The sequence below is a fragment of the Phycisphaerae bacterium genome (assembly GCA_012729815.1).
Taxonomy (GTDB): Bacteria; Planctomycetota; Phycisphaerae; order JAAYCJ01; family JAAYCJ01; genus JAAYCJ01.
Window position 1 is genome coordinate 19,420 of the sequence record JAAYCJ010000176.1, and the last position, 21,817, is coordinate 41,236.

The following is a 21,817-nucleotide window of genomic DNA, read 5'->3' on the forward strand; positions in this document are numbered from 1 at the left end:
GCTGGCGGTCTTTACAGCGCCGCTTCCGCCTTCGCGCGAATCTTCTCGCTCAGTTCCATCGTCTTCTGGGCGCTGTGGATGTCGGTGATGCACGCCTCCGGCTTGGTGAGGCAGTTGAGGAAATGCTCCGCCTGGCGTTCGAAGCGGCTGGGGAATGCTCCGAGTTCAACGTCTTCCCACACGTCGTGGCGGAACCACCGCATCCGGTCGCCGGCGGCGTAGTCGTAGATGGCCGACTGCCGATGGCCGCAGACCTCGACCGTCGCCCGTCCGCCGGCGTGGCGGCTGCCCGCCTCCAGATACGCCATCGCCTCGTTCGGACCCGACAGCAGCATGGTCACGTCGATGACCTTATCAAGGTTCATGGCTTTCTTCGGCCGGAACTGGGCGCCGACCACCTTCCACGGATCGCCCAGCAGATACCGCATCAGGTCCACCGAGTGCGAGCCGTTGTCCATCAGGTTGCCGCCTCGCCCATAGGCGTTGCCCGCGCTGCTGCAGAAGACGTTGCGAAATGTGGTGACCGGCCCGAAGCGCCCGCGGTCGATCTCCCGTTTGATCCGCACGATCGGCTCGTGGAACCGGTGGCAGAACGCGACCATGAACAACGTTCCCGCCTTTCCAGCCGCCCGCACCATCCTGCGTCCCTCGGCTGCGGTCATGGCCAGCGGTTTTTCGCACAGCACCGCGCAGCGGCTTGCCAGCACGTCCAGGGCAATCGCGGCGTGCGAGTCCGGCGGCGTGCAGATGATCACCGCGTCGGGCTTCCCTTTTTCCAGCATCTCGACGTGGTCGCCGTAGGCCTTCAGGTGGTACTGCTCCGCCTTCTGTTTGGCCGCCTCGGCGCCGATGTCGCAGATCGCCGTCACCTCGCACCGCCTGGAGAACTTGCGGAACGCGTTGATATGCACCGGGGCGATCCCGCCCGCGCCGATGATCCCGATCGTTACCCGCCTCTTCGCCATGATCCGCTCCTTACCGCAGCCGACGTTGCAGCCGCAGGCCGCCATTCTACCCCGCCCGCCCCGTGAGTCAACGCCGCCCGCCACGATTCCCTTGCATCCCTCGATCGGGGTTATAGAATGCCGCTAATGGTCCAAATGCAAACCAACCACCGGACGGCCGCTTTGCCGGTCGTCTGATGCAGGAGGCAACCCATGCGGTATCGCGGTGAAAAGACCCGGGAAATCTCATTTCCCCTCGGCGGGATCGGCAGCGGGTCGATTGGGCTGGCCGGCAACGGGGCCCTCGTCGATTGGGAGATCTTCAACAAGCCCAACAAGGGCAGCCATCTCGGCTTTTCGCACTTTGCGGTTAAGGCTGAGGCCGGCGGAAAACTGCTCGACGCCCGCGCCCTGGTCGGCGACGCCCATCCGCCCTACACCGGCTCGGCGACCTCCGGCGGCACCAGTTGGCAGAGCTTCGGCTTCGGCATCCGGCGCACCAGCCTCCAGGGCCTGCCGCACTTCCGCTCCACCGAGTTTGTCGGCGAGTTTCCCTTCGCCACCGTCGAGTTCAATGACCGCCAGTTTCCCGGCCGCGTCCGCCTCCATGCGTTCAATCCCTTTATTCCCCTCAACGACCGCGATTCCAGCATTCCCGCCGCCTGCTTCGTCGTCGAGATCGAAAACCCGACGGCCAGGAAGATTCGCTACACGATCGCCGGCACGCTGTTGAACCCTCACGCGGAGCAGGCCGTCAACCGCTTCGCCAAGAAGGCTGGCGCCAAACTGATCCGCCTCTCGTCGCCCAAGTGGAAACCCGACGACCTGGAATTCGGCGACATGACCATCGCCACCGACGCCTCGCAGACCAGCCATCAGGAAACCTGGTTTGTCGGCCACTGGTTCGACAACCTTGAAGTCTACTGGCGCGACTTCGCCCGCATCGGTCCGCTGCCTGCCCGACGCTGCGCCAAACCGGTCGAAGGCGGCAACGAGGCCAAAGCCGGTCACACCACGCTGGCCGCCCGGATCGAGGTCGGCCCGCGCCAGACCAAACAGGTCCGTTTCGTGATTGCCTGGCACTTCCCCAACGTCAGCAACTATTGGCAGCCGCCAACCTGCGACGAAAAGAAATGCCCGACCAACCGGTGGAAGAATTACTACGCCTCGCTCTTCAAAGACTCCACCGACGCCGCCGGCTATGTGCTTAAGCACTGGGACCGCCTGCACAGCCGGACCCAAAGCTTCAAGAACGCCCTCTTCGGCTCGACGCTGCCGGACTACGTGCTCGACGCGGTTTCCGCCAACATCTCCATCCTCAAAAGCCCGACCGTCCTTCGCCTCGAGGACGGATCACTCTACGGCTTTGAGGGCTGTTGCCCGACCTGCGGCTGTTGCGAAGGCTCCTGTCAACACGTCTGGAACTACGCCTACGCCCTTCCGTTCCTATTTCCCAACCTCGAACGTTCGATGCGAGAACTGGAGTACACCCACAGCATGCGCGACGACGGCAAGCTCGGTTTCCGCCTTCGCCTGCCCCTGGGCCGGGCCCGCCAGGACTTCGCCTGCGCCGACGGCCAGTTCGGCACCATCATCAAGTGCTACCGCGAGTGGAAGATGTCCGGCGACGACGCATGGCTGCGGAAGTGGTGGCCCTCGATCCGCAAATCCCTCGAATTCGCCTGGGCCACGACCAACGAGCACCTCTGGGACGCCGACCGCGACGGCGTGCTCGAAGGCCGCCAGCACCACACCCTCGACGTCGAGCTCTTCGGCCCCAACTCGTGGCTCACCGGTTTCTACCTGGCCGCCCTCAAAGCCGCCGCCGAGATGGCTGAGCATCTCGGCGAGCCAGGCAAGGCAAAGGAATACCGCGAACTCTTCGCCCAGGGCAAAACGTGGGTCGATAAGAATCTCTTCAACGGCGAATTCTACCACCAGAAGGTCGATCTGGCCGATCGATCCATCCTCAAGCCGTTTACGAAGTTCGAGTCGGCCGAGCAGCGACGAAGCCCGCAATCCGTGCAGAACTACTACTGGGACGCCGAGCACCGCCAGCTCAAGTACCAGGTTGCCGACGGCTGCCAGTGCGATCAGGTACTCGCCCAGTGGCACGCCAACCTGGTCGGTCTCGGCGAAATCTTCAATCCGCGCCAGGTCAAAAAGGCCCTGCGGGCCATCTACCGGCACAATTTCAAGAAGTCCATGCGCGACGAGTTCAACCCCTGCCGCCTCTATGCCCTCAATGACGAGCCGGCCCTGGTGATCTGCGACTGGCCGCGCGGCGGCAAGCCCGCGGTGCCCATCCCGTACGCCGAGGAGGCCATGAACGGCTTCGAATACCAAGCCGGCATTCACATGATCCAGGAAGGCCTGGTCGACGAGGGCCTGCAGGTCATCCGCGCCGTCCGCCTCCGCTACGACGGCGAGAACCGCAACCCGTGGAACGAGTTCGAGTGCGGCAGCAACTACTCCCGCTCGATGGCCAGCTACGCGCTGCTGCCCGCGCTGTCGGGCTTCAGCTTCGACATGGTCAACAAGCACATCGGCTTTGCTCCCGTGATCAACCAGAAGAACTTCTCCTGCTTCTGGTGTATCGACGGGGCGTGGGGCGTATATCAGCGGAAGGGCGGTCGGGTGCTCCTGACCGTCGAAGAGGGGTCGCTGACGCTGAACTCCTTCTCCGATAGTCTGTTTTCCGACGGCAAGAGGGTCAAAGTCGGCAAGGTATCGACGATTTCTGAAAAGGGCATGCTTCGCCTGTCCAAGCCGGTCACCATCGCTTCCGGCCGGACTCTCATCATCGGCTAGGTTCATCCCTCAGGACCACGATACAAAAGAAAGGATGATATCAGACCATGCCCGAATGCCTGCTCGTCCGCGACCGCCGGCCCAACGCCCGGATCGTCCTTCAGGAGCCCAGCCGCCGGGCCGCCCAGGAGGCGGCGATGGAACTGGTTCACGGCGTGGCCCTGGCCACCGGCGCCCGGCTGTTCATCGACGGCTCGGACGTCTTCGAAGACCCGCTTGAACCGCGGCGACAGACGCCGGTCCGGATCCGCTTCAACCTTCTGCCACGTTCAATGAACTGCCTGACCAAGGATACCTTCCGCGTTCGCGTCACTTCCGATTCCCTGGACATCAGCGCCGAAACGCCCGCGGGCTTTCTCAACGCCGTCTACGGCCTTCTCGAACAGTACTGCGGCTTCGTCTGGCTCTGGCCCGGCCCGGACGGCGAGGCCTGCAAGTCGCTCGATTCGCTCGCCATCCCGGTCGGTGAATGGTCCGACGGTCCGGATTACCTCTGGCGGCACCTGCTCTTCGCGGACATCGATCCCGCCCACGAGAGCAAGTGGACGATCAAGGAGTTCCACCTGCACCCGGATGCCGCCGCCATGGCCGACTTCCACCGCTGGCAGCAACGAAACCGCCTGGGGGGCCTCAAGGTCTACATGGGCCACACGTGGGGCGAACTGGTCAGCCCGCTGGTCTACGGCCGAACCCATCCCGAGTTTTTCGCTGAAATCAACGGCTCGCGCGAGGCCGGCCTGGCCAACTTCACCGGCAAGCACGGCGGCCAGCTCTGCACCACCAATCCGCAGCTTCTCGACCTGTTCGTCGAGAAGGTCCGGGCGTTCTTCAACGCGCACCCGGACTACGATGTAATGAGCATCTCGCCCAACGACGGCACCGGCTTCTGCGAATGCGACCGCTGCATCGCCCTCGACGTCGCCTGCGGCAATCCGCCGCCTCAGGCGGTCCGGACCGCCGGCGGCGCACTGGAGGCGGCCTTCAAGGATGACGCCGACAAGACCGGGCCCGCCATGCGAATCACCGGCCCGATCACCGACCGCATCTTCACCTTCGCCAACCACGTCGCCGCCCGTATCGCTGAGTCGCACCCGGACAAGCTGCTCCTGCTGCTGGTCTACAGCGTCTATCGCGACCCGCCCAGAAAGGTCAAACTCGCCCCGAACGTGATCGCCTGGTTCTGTGTCCAGTGTCATCAGCATTGGGACGACGGCTTTCGCCAGGCCGATTTCGACAACGTCGCCACACTGGCCAAGAACGCTGACGAACTGGGCATCTACGAGTACTACGATCAGGGTGCCTGGCCCGGCGTGGTCCGCAGCTTTCCCGACCTGATCGCCGGCTCCGTCCGCGAATTTCACCGCCGAGGCGCCGCCCACTACTCGACCCAGGCGAGCACCGGCTTTGCCACCAACGCCTTTAACCTCTGGTTCCTCTCACGCGTCCTGTGGAATACCGCGTCCGACGTGGACGCCGAGCTGGACCGGTTCTGCGCCAGCGCCTTCGGCGCCGCCGCCGCGGCTATGACCGACTACTTCAACCTCTGGCGAACCCGCTGGAAAGAGACCAAGGGTATGGCCGGCACCGGCGACTCGATGGGCGAAAAGACCGACCAATCCAAGCGCCTCACCCCGTTCGACCAGGTCCGCCGCCTCTACCCAGCCGACTTCCTGACCACCTGCCGCCAGACCCTCGACCGCGCCCGCTCGCAAGTCGACCCGCTATCCGCCCAGCGCCGACGGATCGATTTCGTCGAACAGGGCCTGCGAACGACCGAACTGGCCGTCCAAGCCGCCGGTGCCTCTCACGCCCTGGCTGAAAAGGGATGGCCCATGACCCACGGTGACGTGACGCCGGAAGCGGTTCAGAGACTCGGCGATCCCGCCGCCGTTCGCCGAATTGCCCTGGCCGCCCTGGAGCACTGGGACCGCTGGGAAGCCTGGCTCGAGACGCACCGCAACGGCTTCGTCCTCTCCCACTTCTGGGCTCGCTACTGCCTCGACTCCCGCAAGGGCCTGCATCCGCACCAGGCCCTCCGCCGCATCCTCGAACTCCTGCCGGCTGGATGACCGCCGGTGGCAGGGGGGTTACGCCGCTGAGGCCGCCACCTGCTTGTGGGCGATAGCCACCGCCGACTGCTCCTCGATCTGGTCGCGAACCAGGTTCCAGTAGGTCCCCTGGGCCTCGACCAGCTCATCGTGCGTGCCCGTCTCGACGATCCGCCCGTTGTCGAGCACCACGATCTTGTCGGACTTGGAGGCCACCGACGCCCGGTGCGAAATGATCAGCACCGTCTTGCCCGCCAAAGCGGTCTTGATCGTCTTCTGGATCTTGGCCTCCGTTTCGGCGTCCAGGGCGCTGGTGCAGTCGTCCAGGATCAGCACGTCCGGGTCGGTTACCAGGGCTCGGGCTAGGCTGATCCGCTGCTTCTGACCGCCGCTGAGGCGCAGGCCGTTCTCGCCGATTACCGTCCCGTACCCGTCCGGCAGCGACTCGATGAACTCGTGGATCTCCGCCGCCTTGGCCGCCGCGATCATCTCCTCGTGCGTCGCCCGGCTGTTGCCGTAGAGGATGTTGCTCGCCAGCGTCCCGGAGAAGAGGACCGGCTCCTGCGGCACGTACGAAATCCGCCGACGCAGCGACGACGTTCGAACCTTGCGGAGGTCCTGACCGTCGATGCTGATCCGGCCCTCGCCCGGATCGTACAGCCGCAGCAGCAGCATGCCCAGCGTGCTCTTGCCCGCCCCGGACCGTCCCATGAGGCACACCTGCGAGCCCTTGACCACCTCCAGGTCGATCCCGCTGACCGCCGCCCGCTCGGACCCGTCGAAGCTGAATGTGATGTTCTCGAAGCGGACCCCCTGGCTCAGCCGCTCCAGCGGCCGGGCCTTCGGATGGTCCACGATCGTCATGGGCTCATTGAGCACCTCCAGCACCCGCTCGCACGAGACCCGCAGCCACTGCACCGTCGCGGTCAACTGCGTCAACGCCGCGACCGGCCAGAACAGCCCGTGGCAGACCGTGTGGAAGAATAACAGGTAGCCCAGCGTCAGCTCGCCGCGCCGCAGCAGGATCACCCCGTACCCCAGCGTCACCCCGGTGACCGACGCCGAGATCATCGTACAGACCATCGACAGCAGGTTGTTCTTCAGCACGATCCGGCGATTCCGGCGGAACAGGTCAGTCGCCCGCACGAAAAACTCCCGCAGCTCGCGCTTCTCCTGACCGAACCCCTTGACCACCCGCGGATTCGCCAGCCGGTCACGCACCAGCCCGTACAGCGACGAGTGGTTCCTCCGCTGCGTGATGCTCATCTCCCGGATCTGTCCGGCGAACTTGTAGTACGCCCAGCCGTAGAACGGCATCGCCAGCAGCGCCAGCCACGTCAGCTTCGGGCTGATGTAGAACATCAGCGACACGTTGATCACGATCAGGCCCGAAAACCGCACGAGCTGCGTCATCACGCCCGTGAACTGTCCCTCGATCACCTGTACGTCGTCGATCGCCCGACTCAGCAGCCGCCCGGTCTGGTGCTGATCGTGAAAGCTCATCTGAAGGCGCAGCAGCTTCTCGTGGATGTGCCGCCGCATCGAGAACACCACCTGCTCGGTGATCTTGGCGATCTTCACGCTCGACCACGCCGACGCCGCCACCGTTGCCAGGTGCGTGCCGACCAGCAATGCCGCGATCAGGGCCAGCAGGCGGAGCTTCTCGGCGTTCGGACGGCCCGTCCGCCCGTCGATCCGATCCTGCAACGCCCCGTCCGCCGCCAGCTCGCCGACCAGCACCGGGTCGGCTGCGTTCTCGCCCGGCAGCATCCCGTCGGTGATCGGCCGGTGATCGACCGCCTGTTCGCCCGGCCACTGCGAAATCGGCTCCTCGATCGTCACGAACCCTTTGGGCTGGCCGTGCAGAATCGGCTCGGCCACCAGTTCCACCTGGAGCACCTCGTCCACCAGGTACCGGCTCATCGCGGCCATGATCGACCCCTCAGCCGCGAAGCCCAGGTAGCACACGCCGATCAGCAGCAGGCCGAATATGTGGAATCGGAAATAACGTCGATAGATTTCCAGCAGAGAACGCATTGGAAAAACTCCCTCGGTTTGTGGCGGGTCCCGCCCGGTTGCTCCGTCTCAGGCCACTTTGGCAAACTGCGTAAAGTACAGATGCCGGTAGTGTCCTCCCTCGCGGGCGAGCAGTTCGTGGTGGCTGCCCGCCTCGACGATTCTCCCCTTGTCCAGAACAACGATTATGTCCGCGCCGACAATCGTGCTCAGCCGGTGTGCGATCACGAACGACGTCCGGTTGCGCATGATCTTCACCAGGGCACGTTGCAGCAGACGTTCGGATTCGGTGTCCAGGGCGCTGGTCGCCTCATCGAGAATCAACAGCGCCGGATCGGTCAGAATCGCGCGGGCGATGATCAGCCGCTGCTTCTGACCAACCGAAAGCTTCGAGCCCTCCTCGCCCAACAGGGTGTCATAACCCTGCGGAAGGGCCGTGACCGCCTTGTGGATCTCCGCCGCCTTGGCCGCCGCGATCACCTGATCGATCGTGGCGTCGCGACGCCCGTAGGCGATGTTGTCCCGCACCGTCCCCTCGAACAGGATCGGATCCTGCGGCACCACCGCGATGTTCCGCCGGATGGTGGCCTGCGAATAGCGGTTGATGTCGATCCCGTCGATCAGGATCCGCCCGCCGCTCGCCCGATAGAACCGCATCAGCAGCGAAATGATCGTCGTCTTGCCGCACCCGGTGTGCCCGACCAGGGCCACCGTCTTGCCAGCCTCCACCTGCAGATCGATGCCCCGCAGCACCGGGTTGTCCGGCTCGTAGTGGAAGCACAGATCCTCGAAGCTGACCTGCCCGGCCAGGCGATGGCGGAACACCGCCTCCGGCGGGTCGGCCGGCTCGCGATCCTCGCCCAGCAACTCGAACACCCGTCGGACCGAGACCATCGCCCGCTCGACCTGATCACTCATCGTGCTGAACCGCAGCGCCGGCTGAAGCAGGTACACGCAGTACCCGGTAAAGGCGATCACCGCCCCCAGCGACATGTCCGAGACGATCACCAGGTAGCACCCGAGCAGGTAGATTCCCGTCTGGCCCGTCCAGTAGATCAGGCTCGACGAGGTTCCGAACACGACCGAATACATGTGGGCCCGAACTCCCAGATTGCGGGCCTCGTTGGCGTCCGAGAGGAAGTGCCGCGTCTCGGTCCGCTCCTGCCCGAACGCTTTGACCGCCGCCGCGCCCGCCAATCGCTCCTGCAGCGACGAGGTGATGTCCTCCATCTTCTCGCGCACCGCCTTGTGCCACTTACGAATGCGGGTGACAAAGAAACGATAGTTGATGATGTACAGCGGAATCAGCAGAATCAGCAGGCACGTCAGCCGCCAGTTCAGCGTCATCATGACCGCCATCGCGATGCTGCACGCCACCAGGTCCGTCACCAGCGTGATCGTCTGGCCCGAAACCATCTGGTTGACCTGTGAAACGTCGCCCATCAGCCGTTCCATGACCCCGCCCGTCGAACTCTTGTCGTAGAACCGCATCGGCAGGAACTGCAGGTGCTCATAGAGCCGCCGCCGCAGGTCCAGCACCAGCTTGTCACCGATCAGGCTGATCACGTAGTTGTTCAGGAACCCGACCCCGGTGGCGATCAGCGGGGTCAGAATGAACAGGGCCAGCACCAGCCCAAACAGCTCCTGACGCTGATTGCCGATCACCTGGTCGACCAGGGTCTTCATCAACAGGGGCGGCGCCAGCGAGATGGCTGTGCTCGTCGTGGTCAGCAGCAACCCGCGGTAAAACCACTTCTTATAGGGCCGGATGAACTGCCAGAGGACCCTGAAGTTGTTGGTGGATTGCGGTTCGCAGTGCATGTGGAATCCTCCCCACGTACAAAGTCCCTGCTCGGGTAAAAAATGAAAAAGTGGGGAAAGTGGACTTGGATTTTGCCGGACTTACCGGTCCGTCAGGTGAGCTTGTTGGGCGTTAGTTCTCCTGCCTCCGGGATCATGAACCCCAAAAGCACTTTCGGCTGGCCGCCCGGACCAGCGTCCGAGGCTACCAGCCTCTATTTCGGCCTCTCATTCGCGCCGTTCCCTTCTGGTTGTAATAGTTCGGTTCAGTACCGACCTTTAATTTAAAAATACCAACGAAACCTCATTTGGCAAGGTTTTTCGCGAATTTTTCGCAGGAAGCCTCCGACCCCCGACCCGAGTCCTACGTGATGATCGAGCCGCTGCTGAGCCACCGGCAGCCCGGCTTGAGGGCGGTCGCCGTCTCCGGAAGGGGGGTATCCAACTCCGGGATCGACCCCGCCCGCCCGGACAGGTAGTCCTCAATCCGGCGATCCAGTTCCCGGTGCCGCCGGACCAGCCCCGCGAACCGCAGTTGCATCGCCTCCAGCCCGAAAACCTTGTTTCGCCGCAGCCATTGGTCGCAAAAGGACTTATCGAACGCCTCAATCATCCCGATCAGCTTCTCGATGTCGCGCCGCAGGCTCTTGAGAGTGGCCGTATCGTCCTTGGCGTACGCCCGGTGCAACTCGCTGCGCACCGCGAGCTTGACCGCCAGCAGCTGGGCCAGCAGCAGGGCGTGCGAGAGGTTCCCAGCCCCGCGGTCGTCCTTAAAGGCGGCCAGCTTTTGGGCCAGTTGGCCAAACGCCTCAGCCTGGTGGTCCCACCTCCTGGGATCCTCAATCAGCGTATTGCGGTGGAAGATGCCCAACAGCGGGTCGTCCCATAAGTAGCTGGCCGTCTCTTTCGGTACGCCTAACTCGCCCGCCAGCGTGTTGGCCGCGTAGCTGCCGAAGCACGTGGCCGCGAACCGCTTCTCCAGGACCTTCGGATCCGCCTGACCGGTCCAGGCCAGCTCGGCGGCGTACTGAAGACCCGCCAGCGCCGAGTCGAACTCACAGTAGCCCCCGTCATCGCCCCACAGCGTGAAAAACAGCTCCTTGACCCCTGAATCGCGGCACGCCCGGACACACGCCCCGGCAGCCGATTCAGTGATCTTTCGGCCGTACCACGGCATGCCCCACGTCCAGACCCCCGAACCGACCACCGGTTCGCTGCCCAGATCCCGATGGCGGGCAATGAAATCCAGGTAAAACTCCTCATCCTCGTGGTAGTAGTCCCAGTAGACCAGTTGCACCCCTTCCGGTATCGCCGCCTTGACGTCCGGCGGGATCACGCACGCCGTGTCGTAGTACTGACCCGTCTTGCTGCCCATCCGGAAGTACATATCGGACCAGATCATCGGCGAGAGGCCATGCTTCCGGCAGATCTCCACCACCCGGCCCAGGTGCCGGTTGAAGATGTCGTACCCGCGCTCGTACCCGAACCGGTCCATGAACTTGCCGCGACCGAGGCTGTGCGCCTCGTCCATGCCGATGTGGACCCGGCGCGAGGTGTACACCGCTGCGAACTGCGCGATCATCTTCTCGATCAGCTCGTAAGTCCTGGGCTCATCGACCAGCAGAATGTCGGCGGTGTCCTTGACCTCATTGAAGGCCGACCAGCGGAGCTGGCCCAGATGCCCGAGCGTCTGGATGCAGCCGATCATCTCGATCCCCAATCCGGCCGCGTACGCGTCGATCTCCCGCAGCTCATCCGCTGTGTACCGCCCGCGAAGGTACCCGAAGTAGGGCTCGTCGGGCAATTCATACGTGTCCTCGGTGTACAGCATCGCCATGTTGTAGCCCATCAACGCCAGCCGACGGAGCCACTTGCGGAAGTGCTCAGCCGTCATCACCGCGTTGCGCGAGCAGTCCAGCATGATCCCCAGCGTGGTAAAATCGGTCGATTCTGCGTACGTTTCCTCCGGCCCGGCCAACTCGGCCAAAAGCGTACCGACCGCCCGCAAGGCGTCGCAAGTTCTGGCATAGCTGACAGTTACACCGCCACCGGCCCGCTCGATGGTAAACCCCGAAGACCGTTCCGGCGGCCGAAATGAAACGGCCACACCGTCCGGCCCGCCTTCGCGAATCGGGTATTCCTCAGCGAGCAGGCCCAGCGCCCGGGCCACTGGTTCCGGTGTGTCTAGAGGGTTCCAGGAAAGGTTGGCGGCCATGGTGGACCTCCCAAAGCGGATCGGTTGCCATCGCGTACGCAAGGCCCATAGCATGCCCGCCGAACCGAGCTCGCGTCAACCCCAAACTCGCTTGCCACTGGGCCATTCGCCTGCGCCGTACCGCTCCAAATCGTTTCACTAGGCCAAAACGGGCAAAAACCACTGGACAAAACCGCCCTGGAAGCCAATAATTTATGTTCTCTACCGGCTCGCTCAGACGACCCGAGAGGGATCGAGTTTAATCACTGGCGTTTGGAGGAATTTGCGTCATGGCAGCAGTTGTTGACAAGGAAAAGTGCACCGGTTGCGAAGCATGCGTCGGAGCCTGCCCCGCTGAAGCGATCTCGATGGACAGTGACGGCAAGGCGGTGGTGGACGCTGGGGCCTGCAGCGAGTGCGGCGTCTGCGTCGACGAGTGCCCGGTCGAGGCCATCTCGATGGCCTGATCGTCCGCATCGTCAAGCCGCTTAAGCGGTTATGAACTCAAAGGGTCCTGTTCCCGGCTGGGGAGCAGGGCCCTTTTTTTGAAAGGAGGCGGATTGCTCTTGACTGCGACGGTAGGCTAAGGTAAATTCCAGAACGGCTGGGGCGGGGGAGCGGGTCTTCACCGGGCAACAACATGGGAGGCAACATGAAGATCGCACTGGTTGGCGTCTATGCATCGCCGGAGGCGACGGGGCTGCGTCTGGTCAGTTCGTTCCTCAAGTCGCGCGGCCATCAGGTCCGCATGATCCTGATGACCGCCAAGCGTTCGCACAAGTCCCAGCGGACTTACAAGCCGGAACTCATCGAGCAGTTCGTTGAAAAGGTGCGCGACTGCGATTTGGTGGGCATGGGCCTGATGACCAACTGCTACTACCAGGCCCGTGAACTGACCGAGGCGATCCGCCGCGTCGACCTCAAGTCGCCGGTCGTCTGGGGCGGTGTGCATCCGACGGTCGCGCCCGAAAGCTGCATCGACTTCGCCGATATCGTCTGCGTCGGCGAGGGCGAATGGCCCATGCTCGAACTGGCTGACGCTATGGAAGCCGGCAAGGACTACTCGCGTATCCCAAGCCTCTGGGTGCGGCAAAACGGCCACGTCGTCAAAAACGAGGTCCGACCGCTCCACGAAAACCTCGACGAGATGCCCTTTGCCGATTACGAGATCGACAATGACCACTACGTGGTGCACAAAGGCGACATCGTTCCAGCCGAACCGGACAAGATGCGCCACAGCCTGGTCCGCTACCGCCTGCTGACCACCCGCGGCTGCCCCTACGCCTGCGCGTTCTGCTGCAACAGCACGTGGCTGCGCACCTATCGTGGCAAGGGCCCGTGGGTCCGCAAACGCTCGATCGCCCACGTGCTTGACGAACTGGAGGCGATCAAACGACGCTTTCCGACCGTCAACTCGGTGAACGTCGCCGACGATACCTTCTTTGTTCGGGACGAGTCGGAGTTCGAGGAATTCGCCGAAGGCTACCGTTCGCGGATCGGCTGGCCGTTCGAGATCAACACGCACCCAGCCACCATCAGTGACCGCAAAGTACAACTGCTGCAAAGCTGCGGCTGTTGGCTGATCAAAATGGGTATCCAGAGCGGTTGCCAGGCCACCAACTACGAGATCTACAATCGCCGCGTCTCCAACGAACGCATCATCGAGGCCATCCGGACCCTCGAACGATTCCCCGCGCTTCGCAAGGAGTACCACTTCATCGTCAGTAACCCTTTCGAGAACGATGAGAGCATGATCGAGACGCTGCACTTTGCCGCCGAGCACCAGGGTTCCGCATCACGCGCCCTGATTTTCCCGCTGGCCTTCTTTCCCGGTTCGCAACTCTACCTCCGCGCCAAGGAGCAGGGCCTCCTCAAGGACGAGCAGGCGGAAATCTACGAGCGGATCTACACCGGAGCCGCCAAACGTCAGTTCGTCCGACTCGGCTACCTGACCATGCTCCTGCAGATCGCGGTCAACGTCCGCCGCTGGGGAATCCCTCGGCCGATCGTCCACCGCTTCATCGACCTGATGACCTGCGGCCCCGTCCGGGCCTGCCTCGACCGTTCCTGGTTCAAGTGGACCGCCATCGGAGCCTACCTGGGTGGACGCAAGGTCAGCCGGATTCTCGGCCAGGCCGTCCGCCCCTTCCGCAAACGCCAACCCGCCTGGGCCGCCGCCGCCGAACCGGAAGGATAGCATACCCGGTGCCTGTGCCAATGCGGGATCGGCGATCGGCGCCGGTGCGGCCGGATTTCTTCCCTTTCTTCCCGCCGCAGGGTATGATAGCGGCCAGCCTTGGACCTTCCGATTGGAGGTTGCGGATATGCATAAGGGCAGGCGTTTGAGGTGGTCTGTCGTTCCGGCCCTGTTCAGTGCAATCCTGGTTTCCTGCCTGCTCGTCGGCTGTGACGGCGGCCAGACCGATCCCAACCAGATCGCCGACCCCAACGATTCCACGACCGATCCCAACGACCCCAATGCCCTGCCCGACGCCTCCAGCCCCGAAGCCGGACCCAACCCGTCCAACGACCAGGCTTGGACCAAGGTCTCCGACGCGGTCGATCAGATCCTCGACGACGGAGGCGCCGTGGACCTGGCCCGCATCACCTTTCTTTCGCTGATCCTCCAGGAGCCGGCGGTCGCCACCGGCGGGGTCGACCCCGAACACAGCGGGATCGCCTGGGCCCGCTTCACCGACGGTGAGGTCCGGTTCCTGATGATCGTCGACGAGGACGCTGACAGCCAGGACTGGGACACCGGTCTGCCCGAACCGCCGGACACAGCCAAGGCGGCCTCGCCGCTCAACGTCAAAGCGGGCGAGTCCTCGCCGCCGCCCGCCTTCGCTCCCGCCGCCGCTAACGACGTCCCTCCGCACTACCTGCCCGCCAGCAACAAGGCCCTCCTGGTCAACGGCTGGGCGCCTTTTCACAAGCAATGGTCGATCAACGACTCAACGCCCCACGTCAAGAAGATGCTCGAATCCCGCGGCTACAAGGCGACCACTGGCCGACTGAGCGTGGGGCATTTCTCCGGCCTGAGCCACTTTGGCCTCGTCCTGATCGAGGGCCACGGATCGTGGTTCGACGTAGACCCCAACATCGTGGACGACCCCGACATTCCGGACGATCCCCGCCCCAGCGGCTACGGGATATTCACCACCGACGCCTTCACTCCCGAGAATCGCGAGGCGATCTGGGGCGCCGACGCCAAGGGCCGCGACAATTGGCTCGAAGACGTCCAGCGAGAATACGTCGGCCAGTTCGAGGTCAAGACCTATCAGGGCAGGAGGGTCGTCGATCGCCGTTACTACTACTGGGTCTCGCCCACCTTCATCACCAAGTATGACAAGGGCACGTTCCCCGACCACGCCGTCGTCGTCCTGAGCTGCTGCCGCGGTTTCCAGAACGGCAATCCTTTCGCCGAGACGGTCTTCAGCAAGTCCGACCGGGGGGCGGTGGTTTTCGGCTGGACCAATCGCATCCATTCCGTCCGAGCCATCCACGCGATCCTCTGGCTCTTCCAACTCGCCACCGCCTCCAACGAGAGGGTTACGGCCGAGGGCGTCTACGGCGAAAAAGACGTGCTCGAATCCGCGACTCCGCCCCGCGGCAGTCATCAGGTCCAGCTCTCCGCGGTCCACGAGGCCCTCGTGCAGGCGGGAAAGGACGTCGATCCCAACAGCGGGGCCCGCTTGGTCTACGACCTTCAGGATGACGAACCTTACGAAACCCTCCTCATGCCGCATCCGCTGATGCTCGTTCCGGCCTCGTGGGAGTTGATCCAGGATTGCTGCCTCTGGATGCACGCCCAGGATGCTCCAACCCTCAAGATCGGCGACGCCGGCGTCTCTCTCACCAAGCAGAGCTCAGCCGAGTGGACCGCCCACCTTCCTGTTGGCGCCTACGGCAGCATCGTGGCCGCCGAAGGTGGCCGCAACAGTATCGCCCGGCCGCTGCACCGCTGGCAACCGAAGGTCAAGATGAGCCGCCCGGGCGACCAAGGGCTCTGCTTCGAGATCAACCTGGCCCTTCAGTTCCGCTCGACCGCTTTGGGCTTCCGCAATAACGTCTGGCAGGACGCCCCGCCGCCCAACTTCGCCGCCGGGGCCGAACTGGCTGGCTCGACCGTGACCTGGCGCATCTGGGGCGAGGAAACCGATGGCGCCACCCGGACCAACTACAGCGGCTCGGGGGCCAAGGTTCTGGCGCTCGGCGATGCGGCTGGGATGCTGCGGTCTCTCGACGGTGCCACCGCTGAGATGAGCTTCGAGATTAACATCCCGCTCACCTTCACCGTGACCGACCTGGAGAACGGGACCAGCCAGTCGTTCAACCTGGATGCCGCCATGTTCAGGTTTGTCCGCAGCGGCCTGGCCCTCTCCGAATCCTGGGCCGTCCCCGCCGCCTCCTTCGATCAGAGTGCCGCCGCCCCGTGGGGCTATCCCGCCCGCGTCGAGTGGAACGCCTTCGCCGCCGACCCGCCGTTCGACAACACCACCATTCCCCGCTGAGCCGGCAGGCCGCTGTCTGCTCCTCCTTGACCCTGCTCAAGCGATTCTCTTTCCTGTTGCCGTCAACTCCCGTGCCTCATACACTGGTGATCGTCGCACAGCGACCATCAATCCAAGGAGACGCCACATGGACGGTTTTCGCGAACTCGACGCCGGGCTTGCCGGCCTCGTCGAGCGCATCTACGCCAGCTACGAATCGCAGGAAGGCATCCACCACCTCGGTCGGCGATTCCTGCCCAGCCGGGCCGAGGGCATCGAGGTCATCCGCCTGATGCTCCCGATCCTCTACCCCGGCTACCACGGCCGACAGGACCTGACCTTCGACAACGTCCGCTACCGCCTCGGCGAACTCCTGCTCCAACTCGGCCGTACCCTCCACGCCCAGATACGCCAGTGCCTTGCCTACGGATGCGAACTGAACGCCGCCGACGGCTCAGCCGATCCCGATCATCCCTCCGTCGCCGCCGAGGCCGCCGAAAAGACCCTCGCCTTCCTCAACGAAATCCCCGAACTCCGCCGCATGCTCGCCGGCGACGCCCAGGCCGCCTACGACGGCGATCCCGCCGCCGTCAACACCGACGAGATACTCCTGGCCTATCCGGGGTATCTCGCCATCACCATCTACCGCGTCGCTCACGCCCTGTATCGGCTCGGCGTGCCCCTCTTTCCGCGAATCCTCACCGAGTACGGCCACTCCATCACCGGCATCGACATCCATCCCGGCGCCGCCATCGGCCGAAACTTCTTCATCGACCACGGCACCGGCGTGGTCATCGGCGAAACCACCGTCATCGGCGACAACGTCAAGATCTACCAGGGCGTCACCCTCGGCGCCCTGAGCTTCCCCAAGGACGAACGCGGCAAGCTCATCCGCGGCCATAAACGTCACCCGACCATCGAAAGCAACGTCACCATCTACGCCAACGCCACCATCCTCGGCGGCGAAACCGTCATCGGCGAAGGCGCGGTCATCGGCGGAAACGTCTTTGTCACCTCCTCCGTGCCCGCCGGCTGCCGCGTCTCGCTCAAACCGCCCGAACTTCGCTACAAGACCCGCCGGCCGAACTCGAGCGACTCCGAAGCCGAAAAAACCGACCGGCGGGAATAGAATTGCCATGGCTCCGGAAGCGCACGCGGCAACCTTTTTTATCGAGACCCTCGGCTGTCAGATGAACAAGCTCGACAGCGAGCTCGTTGCCGCTGCGCTCCAGGCCGAGGGCCTGACCGCCGTGCCATCCGCCGACAAGGCCGATTTGGCCGTCCTGAACACCTGCAGCGTCCGCGAACACGCCGAGGCCAAGGCCCTCAGCCGCCTGGGCCACTGGAACCATCTCCGCCGCAAGTCCGGCCGGCCCGCCGCCATCGCTATCATCGGCTGCTTCGCCCAGCGCGACCCGCGGCACATCCTCGCCAAGGCCCCGTTCGTCGATATCGTCTGCGGCCCCGGCCGCATCCATGAACTGCCCGAACTCCACCGCCGCCTGGCTCGCGAAAAGCACCTGGTCGCGACGGATGACTTCCAGGCCCTCCGCGCCGGCCGCGCCGAAGCCTGCCCCGATCTCGAATCGCTTGACGTCTCCCGGCCGACCCAGGTCAACGAGTTCCAAGCCTTCGTCCGCGTTCAGCGCGGCTGTGACAAGTTCTGCACCTACTGCATTGTGCCCTACGTCCGCGGCCCCGAGTGTTCGCGGCCGGTGCCCAACATCCTCGACGAGGTCAAACGCCTCGACGCCGCCGGCGTCAAGGAGGTCACGCTGCTGGGCCAGGCGATCAGCTCCTATCGCGCCGAGCTCGATGGTCGAACCGTCGGACTCGCCGAGCTGTTGCGAATGGTCCACGAGCGGACCGCGATCCCGCGCATCCGCTTTATCACCTCGTATCCCGGCGACTTCCACACCGACGTCCTCTCGGCGATGGCCGAACTGCCGCGAGTCTGCCCCTACCTCCATCTGCCTGCCCAGCACGGCTCCAACGCCATGCTTCGCCTGATGAACCGCAAGTACACCGTCGAGCAGTACCTTGAAATCATCCAAGCCGGAAAAACGCTCGTGCCGGACCTCTCGATTGCCGGCGACTTCATCGTTGGATTTCCCGGCGAGACCGACGACGACCACCAGCGCTCGCTCGATCTCCTGCGTCGCGTCCGCTACAAGAACTGCTTCGTCTTCAAGTACTCGCCGCGTCCCGGCACCGTCGCCGCCCGCCGCCACCACGACAGCGTTTCCGATGACCTCAAAACCGCCCGTCTCCGCCAGCTTCTGGACGTCCAGGATGCCATCGCCGCCGAAGACAACCGCCAACTCATCAGCCGGACGCTGTCCGTCCTCGTCGAAGGCCGATCCAAAAAGAGCCGCACCACCGGCCGACCGCAACTCGTCGCCCGCACCGTCGACGACAAAATCGTCGTCCTCGACGGCCCCGAATCCCTGGTCGGCCAGATCACCTCCGTCCAAATCACCAACGCCACTGCCCTGACCCTCTTCGCCGAGTTGACCGCCACGCCCTGATGCGAGGCGGCGCCACGGTAGGGCGGGAGGTTCTGCGGCAAAACCGCAGGTTCACCCGCCAGGCTCTTCTTCGGCGTTCGGTCCTTTGCCAGATGTGTCCGTGCCTGCGGCTGGAATTTGATGGCATGCGATGGCGATCGAGAGATAATCTCGGGGCGTGTCAAACTATGGCCGCATGTGGAGACCGACAGTATCTCCGAAGGAAGGAAGCCGCCAAGACCCAAAGGAGCCGCTGACCATGAATACCCCCAACCCTCCCTTCGCCACCAGCGACTACATCCTCGCCGTATCCGCCGACCCGCCCGCCCACGACGGCACGGGCGACATGTGGCCCGTGACCTGGGCCGCCGATGACGCGATCTACGCCGCCGCCGGCGACAACGACCCCGGACAAGGCGAAGGCACCGGCTTTCGAGGCAAGCCGCACTGGTCGCCCATGAACGTCTGGCGTGTCCGCGACTGCCCGAGCCCGCACGTCACGCCGGAGCTCGTCCACAACCTTCCGGTCGATCCCAAAAAGTACTGCCAGCGTCCGCTGACCGATCTCGACAACGGTGTCAAACCCGCGGGATTGCTCAGCATCGCCGGAACCTTGTACCTGGCCGTGGCCAACATCAGCGACGTCAACCGCCCCGGAAATCCCTCCTTCAACCGCCAGCGCAACGTCAACGCCTGGATCATCACCTCGCGCGACTACGGCAAGACCTGGGACGTGGACGTCACGCCGCAGGAGTTCTTCACCGGCCGCCTGTCCTCACCGCACTTCGTTCAGTTCGGCCGCGACTACGCCGGTGCGCCCGATGAATACATCTACGCCCTCTTTCCCGCCGCAAACGACGGCTGCAGCTATTGGGACAACGGGGACTATATGCTCCTGGGTCGCGTCCGCATTGCGGACATCCTTCGCCGCGACCGCTGGGAGTTCTGGACCGGAATCGACCAAGCCGGAAAGCCCAAGTGGAGCAATAACGATTCCTCTGCCGCGCCGGTGTTCAGCTTCCCAGGCTTCACCGCCGAAAACCACGTGGCCTACAACCCCGGACTCGGGCGCTTCATCATGGGCAACGGCGGCTTCTACGGCAAGGACGGCCAACCGCTTCCCTATCACAACGGACCCCGCGGACAGTACCGCTCTCAGTTGACGGTCTACGAGGCAACCAATCTCTGGGGCCCGTGGCGACTCTTCTACCGCGTCGACGACTGGGGCAAGGGCAACTACCAGCCGAGTTTCCCGACCAAGTGGATGAGCAAGGACGGCCGAGAAATGGTCATGGTCTCCTCCGGCATGGGCGAGAACTACACCTTCACCACCCAAAAGCTCCACCTGACCGTCGCCTCCGACACCTGAAGCGTCTACAGGGAATCGGTCTGTAATCTGTAGGGCGGGAGGTTCTGCGGCAAAGCCGCAGGTTCACCCGCCACTCGACCGCCAACCATTGAGCTTGGTTGCAGCGCCGCCGCCCATCCCTTCCCGTCGATACTCTCATCCGCTATAATTGCACATATGAGGATCGCCATTGCCTGCAGCCTGCTCGCCCTGGTCCTTGCCGCTGATGCGGCGGCCCAGCCGAAGCTCAATCTGCCCGGCCACAACAACCCGCCGCCCGCCCGGCCGCAACGGCATTCCGGCGGCGAAGGCGTTCCGCCTCTGCCCCTGCCCGCTACCCCCATCCGCCGCAGCGAAAAAAAACGCGAGCCCGCCCCGCCCGTTCTCGTGGCCAAGATAGAATACGCCAGGAACTTCTACAACGTGACCAACGACGCCCGTAATCTCCTGGGCTTCGCCGGCCGGGCCATCAACGATATCGCCTATCGCCCAGCCGACTTCCAGTGGCGGAACTTCAGCTACGACCCCACCGAAGTGCCCATCATCTACCTCAGCGGCCACGACCCCGTCGCCGTTCTTCCACCCGAAGACATGCGCCGCCTCCGCAACTACCTGGTCCTCGGCGGCACCCTCGTCGCCAACGCCTGCTGCGGCTCACCCGAATTTGCCGACAGCTTCCGCACGTTCGTGGCGGAACTCTTCCCCGAACGCCCGCTCCAGCGCCTGCCCGTCGAACACCCGGTCTTCTTCGCCGCCGAACGGCTCGAACAGGTCCGCTTCAAACGCGGCAACGGCGAGACCTTCACCGCTACGCCGCTGCTCGAAGGCGTCGATCTGGGCTGTCGCACCCTCATCTACTTCGCCTCCGCCGACCTGGCCAACGGCTGGTACGGCCAGGACCCGCCCGCCGACTACCCGCCGGGCTTCTGGGTCCTCAAGGACGACGCCCGCAAACTCGGCGTCAACCTGGTCACCACCATCCTCGCCCAACTCCAATACGCCCGCTCGTTTCCCATCGCACAGATCGACTACCAAGCCGACGAAGTCATCGGCGAACCGCTTGCCATCGGCCAGCTCATCCACGGCGGCGACTGGGACCCCAACCCCTCCGCCCTCGCCCGTCTCCAGAAGTACATCGCCGACCACTCCACCATCCCCGTCGCCTTCGACCGCGCCGCCGTCGATCCCGCCGACGCCTCCATCTTCGGCTATCCCGTCCTCTATCTCGTCGGCCACAAAAACTTCACCTTCACCGACGACCAGGCCGCCAACCTCCGCCGATACCTCAACCAGGGCGGCGTCCTGCTCGCTGAGTCCTGCTGCGGCCGAAAGGAGTTTGACCTCGCCTTCCGACGCGAAATCGCCCGCGTCCTGACCGATCAGCCGCTGGAGGCCCTGCCCCCCGACCACGGCCTCTACGATATCAACTTCCGCATCACCGACGTGACCGTCACCGACCTGGCCCGCACGTACTACGGCGACCTCGCCCGTCCGCACCTCGAAGCCGTCGAACTGAACAGCCGACTCGCCGTCCTCTACTCGCCGCTGGCCCTCGGCAACGGCTGGGAAGGAATTCCCCACCCCTTCTCCGCCGGATACCACGACTCCGACGCCCTCCGCCTCGGCGTCAACACCTTCACCTACATCCTGAGCCACTGA

The 21,817-nt window shown here is 64.1% G+C and carries 13 protein-coding genes; 9 read left to right on the forward strand and 4 right to left on the reverse strand.

The genetic code is table 11. The features are described 5' to 3' along the window. Positions 1-11: 11 nt before the first annotated feature. Entirely contained in the window at positions 12-965 is a 954-nt protein-coding gene (locus GXY33_11915) for a Gfo/Idh/MocA family oxidoreductase (protein ID NLX05837.1), read from the reverse strand. Between the two features lie 192 nt (positions 966-1,157). Here GXY33_11915 and GXY33_11920 point away from each other — a divergent pair, with 192 nt between their 5' ends. Continuing rightward, the gene (locus GXY33_11920) at positions 1,158-3,755 is read left to right on the forward strand and encodes a hypothetical protein (protein NLX05838.1); all 2,598 of its coding nucleotides are present in this window, start codon (positions 1,158-1,160) and stop codon (positions 3,753-3,755) included. A 47-nt stretch (positions 3,756-3,802) separates the two neighbouring features. After that, positions 3,803-5,824, forward strand: coding sequence for a DUF4838 domain-containing protein (locus GXY33_11925; protein NLX05839.1), 2,022 nt, complete (start codon positions 3,803-3,805; stop codon positions 5,822-5,824). An 18-nt stretch (positions 5,825-5,842) separates the two neighbouring features. Here GXY33_11925 and GXY33_11930 read toward each other — a convergent pair whose 3' ends face one another. The 3 genes from GXY33_11930 to GXY33_11940 form a co-directional block, all read right to left on the reverse strand. Then, positions 5,843-7,840 (reverse strand): ABC transporter ATP-binding protein, encoded by a 1,998-nt coding sequence (locus GXY33_11930; protein ID NLX05840.1) that lies wholly within the window; start codon positions 7,838-7,840, stop codon positions 5,843-5,845. Positions 7,841-7,888: 48 nt separating this feature from the next. Beyond that, positions 7,889-9,640, reverse strand: a complete 1,752-nt coding sequence (locus GXY33_11935) for an ABC transporter ATP-binding protein (protein NLX05841.1) — start codon at positions 9,638-9,640, stop codon at positions 7,889-7,891. Between the two features lie 343 nt (positions 9,641-9,983). Beyond that, positions 9,984-11,834: a beta-N-acetylhexosaminidase gene (locus GXY33_11940; GenBank protein ID NLX05842.1), complete on the reverse strand. Its 1,851-nt coding sequence runs from the start codon at positions 11,832-11,834 to the stop codon at positions 9,984-9,986. Positions 11,835-12,103: 269 nt separating this feature from the next. Between GXY33_11940 and GXY33_11945 the strand changes: the two genes are divergently transcribed. From GXY33_11945 to GXY33_11975, 7 genes are all read left to right on the forward strand, one after another. Further along, positions 12,104-12,280, forward strand: coding sequence for a 4Fe-4S binding protein (locus tag GXY33_11945; protein NLX05843.1), 177 nt, complete (start codon positions 12,104-12,106; stop codon positions 12,278-12,280). Positions 12,281-12,465: 185 nt separating this feature from the next. Then, positions 12,466-14,010 (forward strand): B12-binding domain-containing radical SAM protein, encoded by a 1,545-nt coding sequence (locus GXY33_11950; GenBank protein NLX05844.1) that lies wholly within the window; start codon positions 12,466-12,468, stop codon positions 14,008-14,010. 127 nt (positions 14,011-14,137) lie between these two features. After that, entirely contained in the window at positions 14,138-16,324 is a 2,187-nt protein-coding gene (locus GXY33_11955; protein ID NLX05845.1) for a hypothetical protein, read from the forward strand. Positions 16,325-16,451: 127 nt separating this feature from the next. Next, positions 16,452-17,432, forward strand: coding sequence for a serine acetyltransferase (locus GXY33_11960; GenBank protein ID NLX05846.1), 981 nt, complete (start codon positions 16,452-16,454; stop codon positions 17,430-17,432). Between the two features lie 7 nt (positions 17,433-17,439). Further along, positions 17,440-18,831: a tRNA (N6-isopentenyl adenosine(37)-C2)-methylthiotransferase MiaB gene (gene miaB, locus GXY33_11965; GenBank protein ID NLX05847.1), complete on the forward strand. Its 1,392-nt coding sequence runs from the start codon at positions 17,440-17,442 to the stop codon at positions 18,829-18,831. Positions 18,832-19,069: 238 nt separating this feature from the next. Next, entirely contained in the window at positions 19,070-20,179 is a 1,110-nt protein-coding gene (locus tag GXY33_11970) for a DUF4185 domain-containing protein (protein ID NLX05848.1), read from the forward strand. Between the two features lie 156 nt (positions 20,180-20,335). Continuing rightward, the gene (locus GXY33_11975) at positions 20,336-21,817 is read left to right on the forward strand and encodes a DUF4159 domain-containing protein (protein ID NLX05849.1); all 1,482 of its coding nucleotides are present in this window, start codon (positions 20,336-20,338) and stop codon (positions 21,815-21,817) included.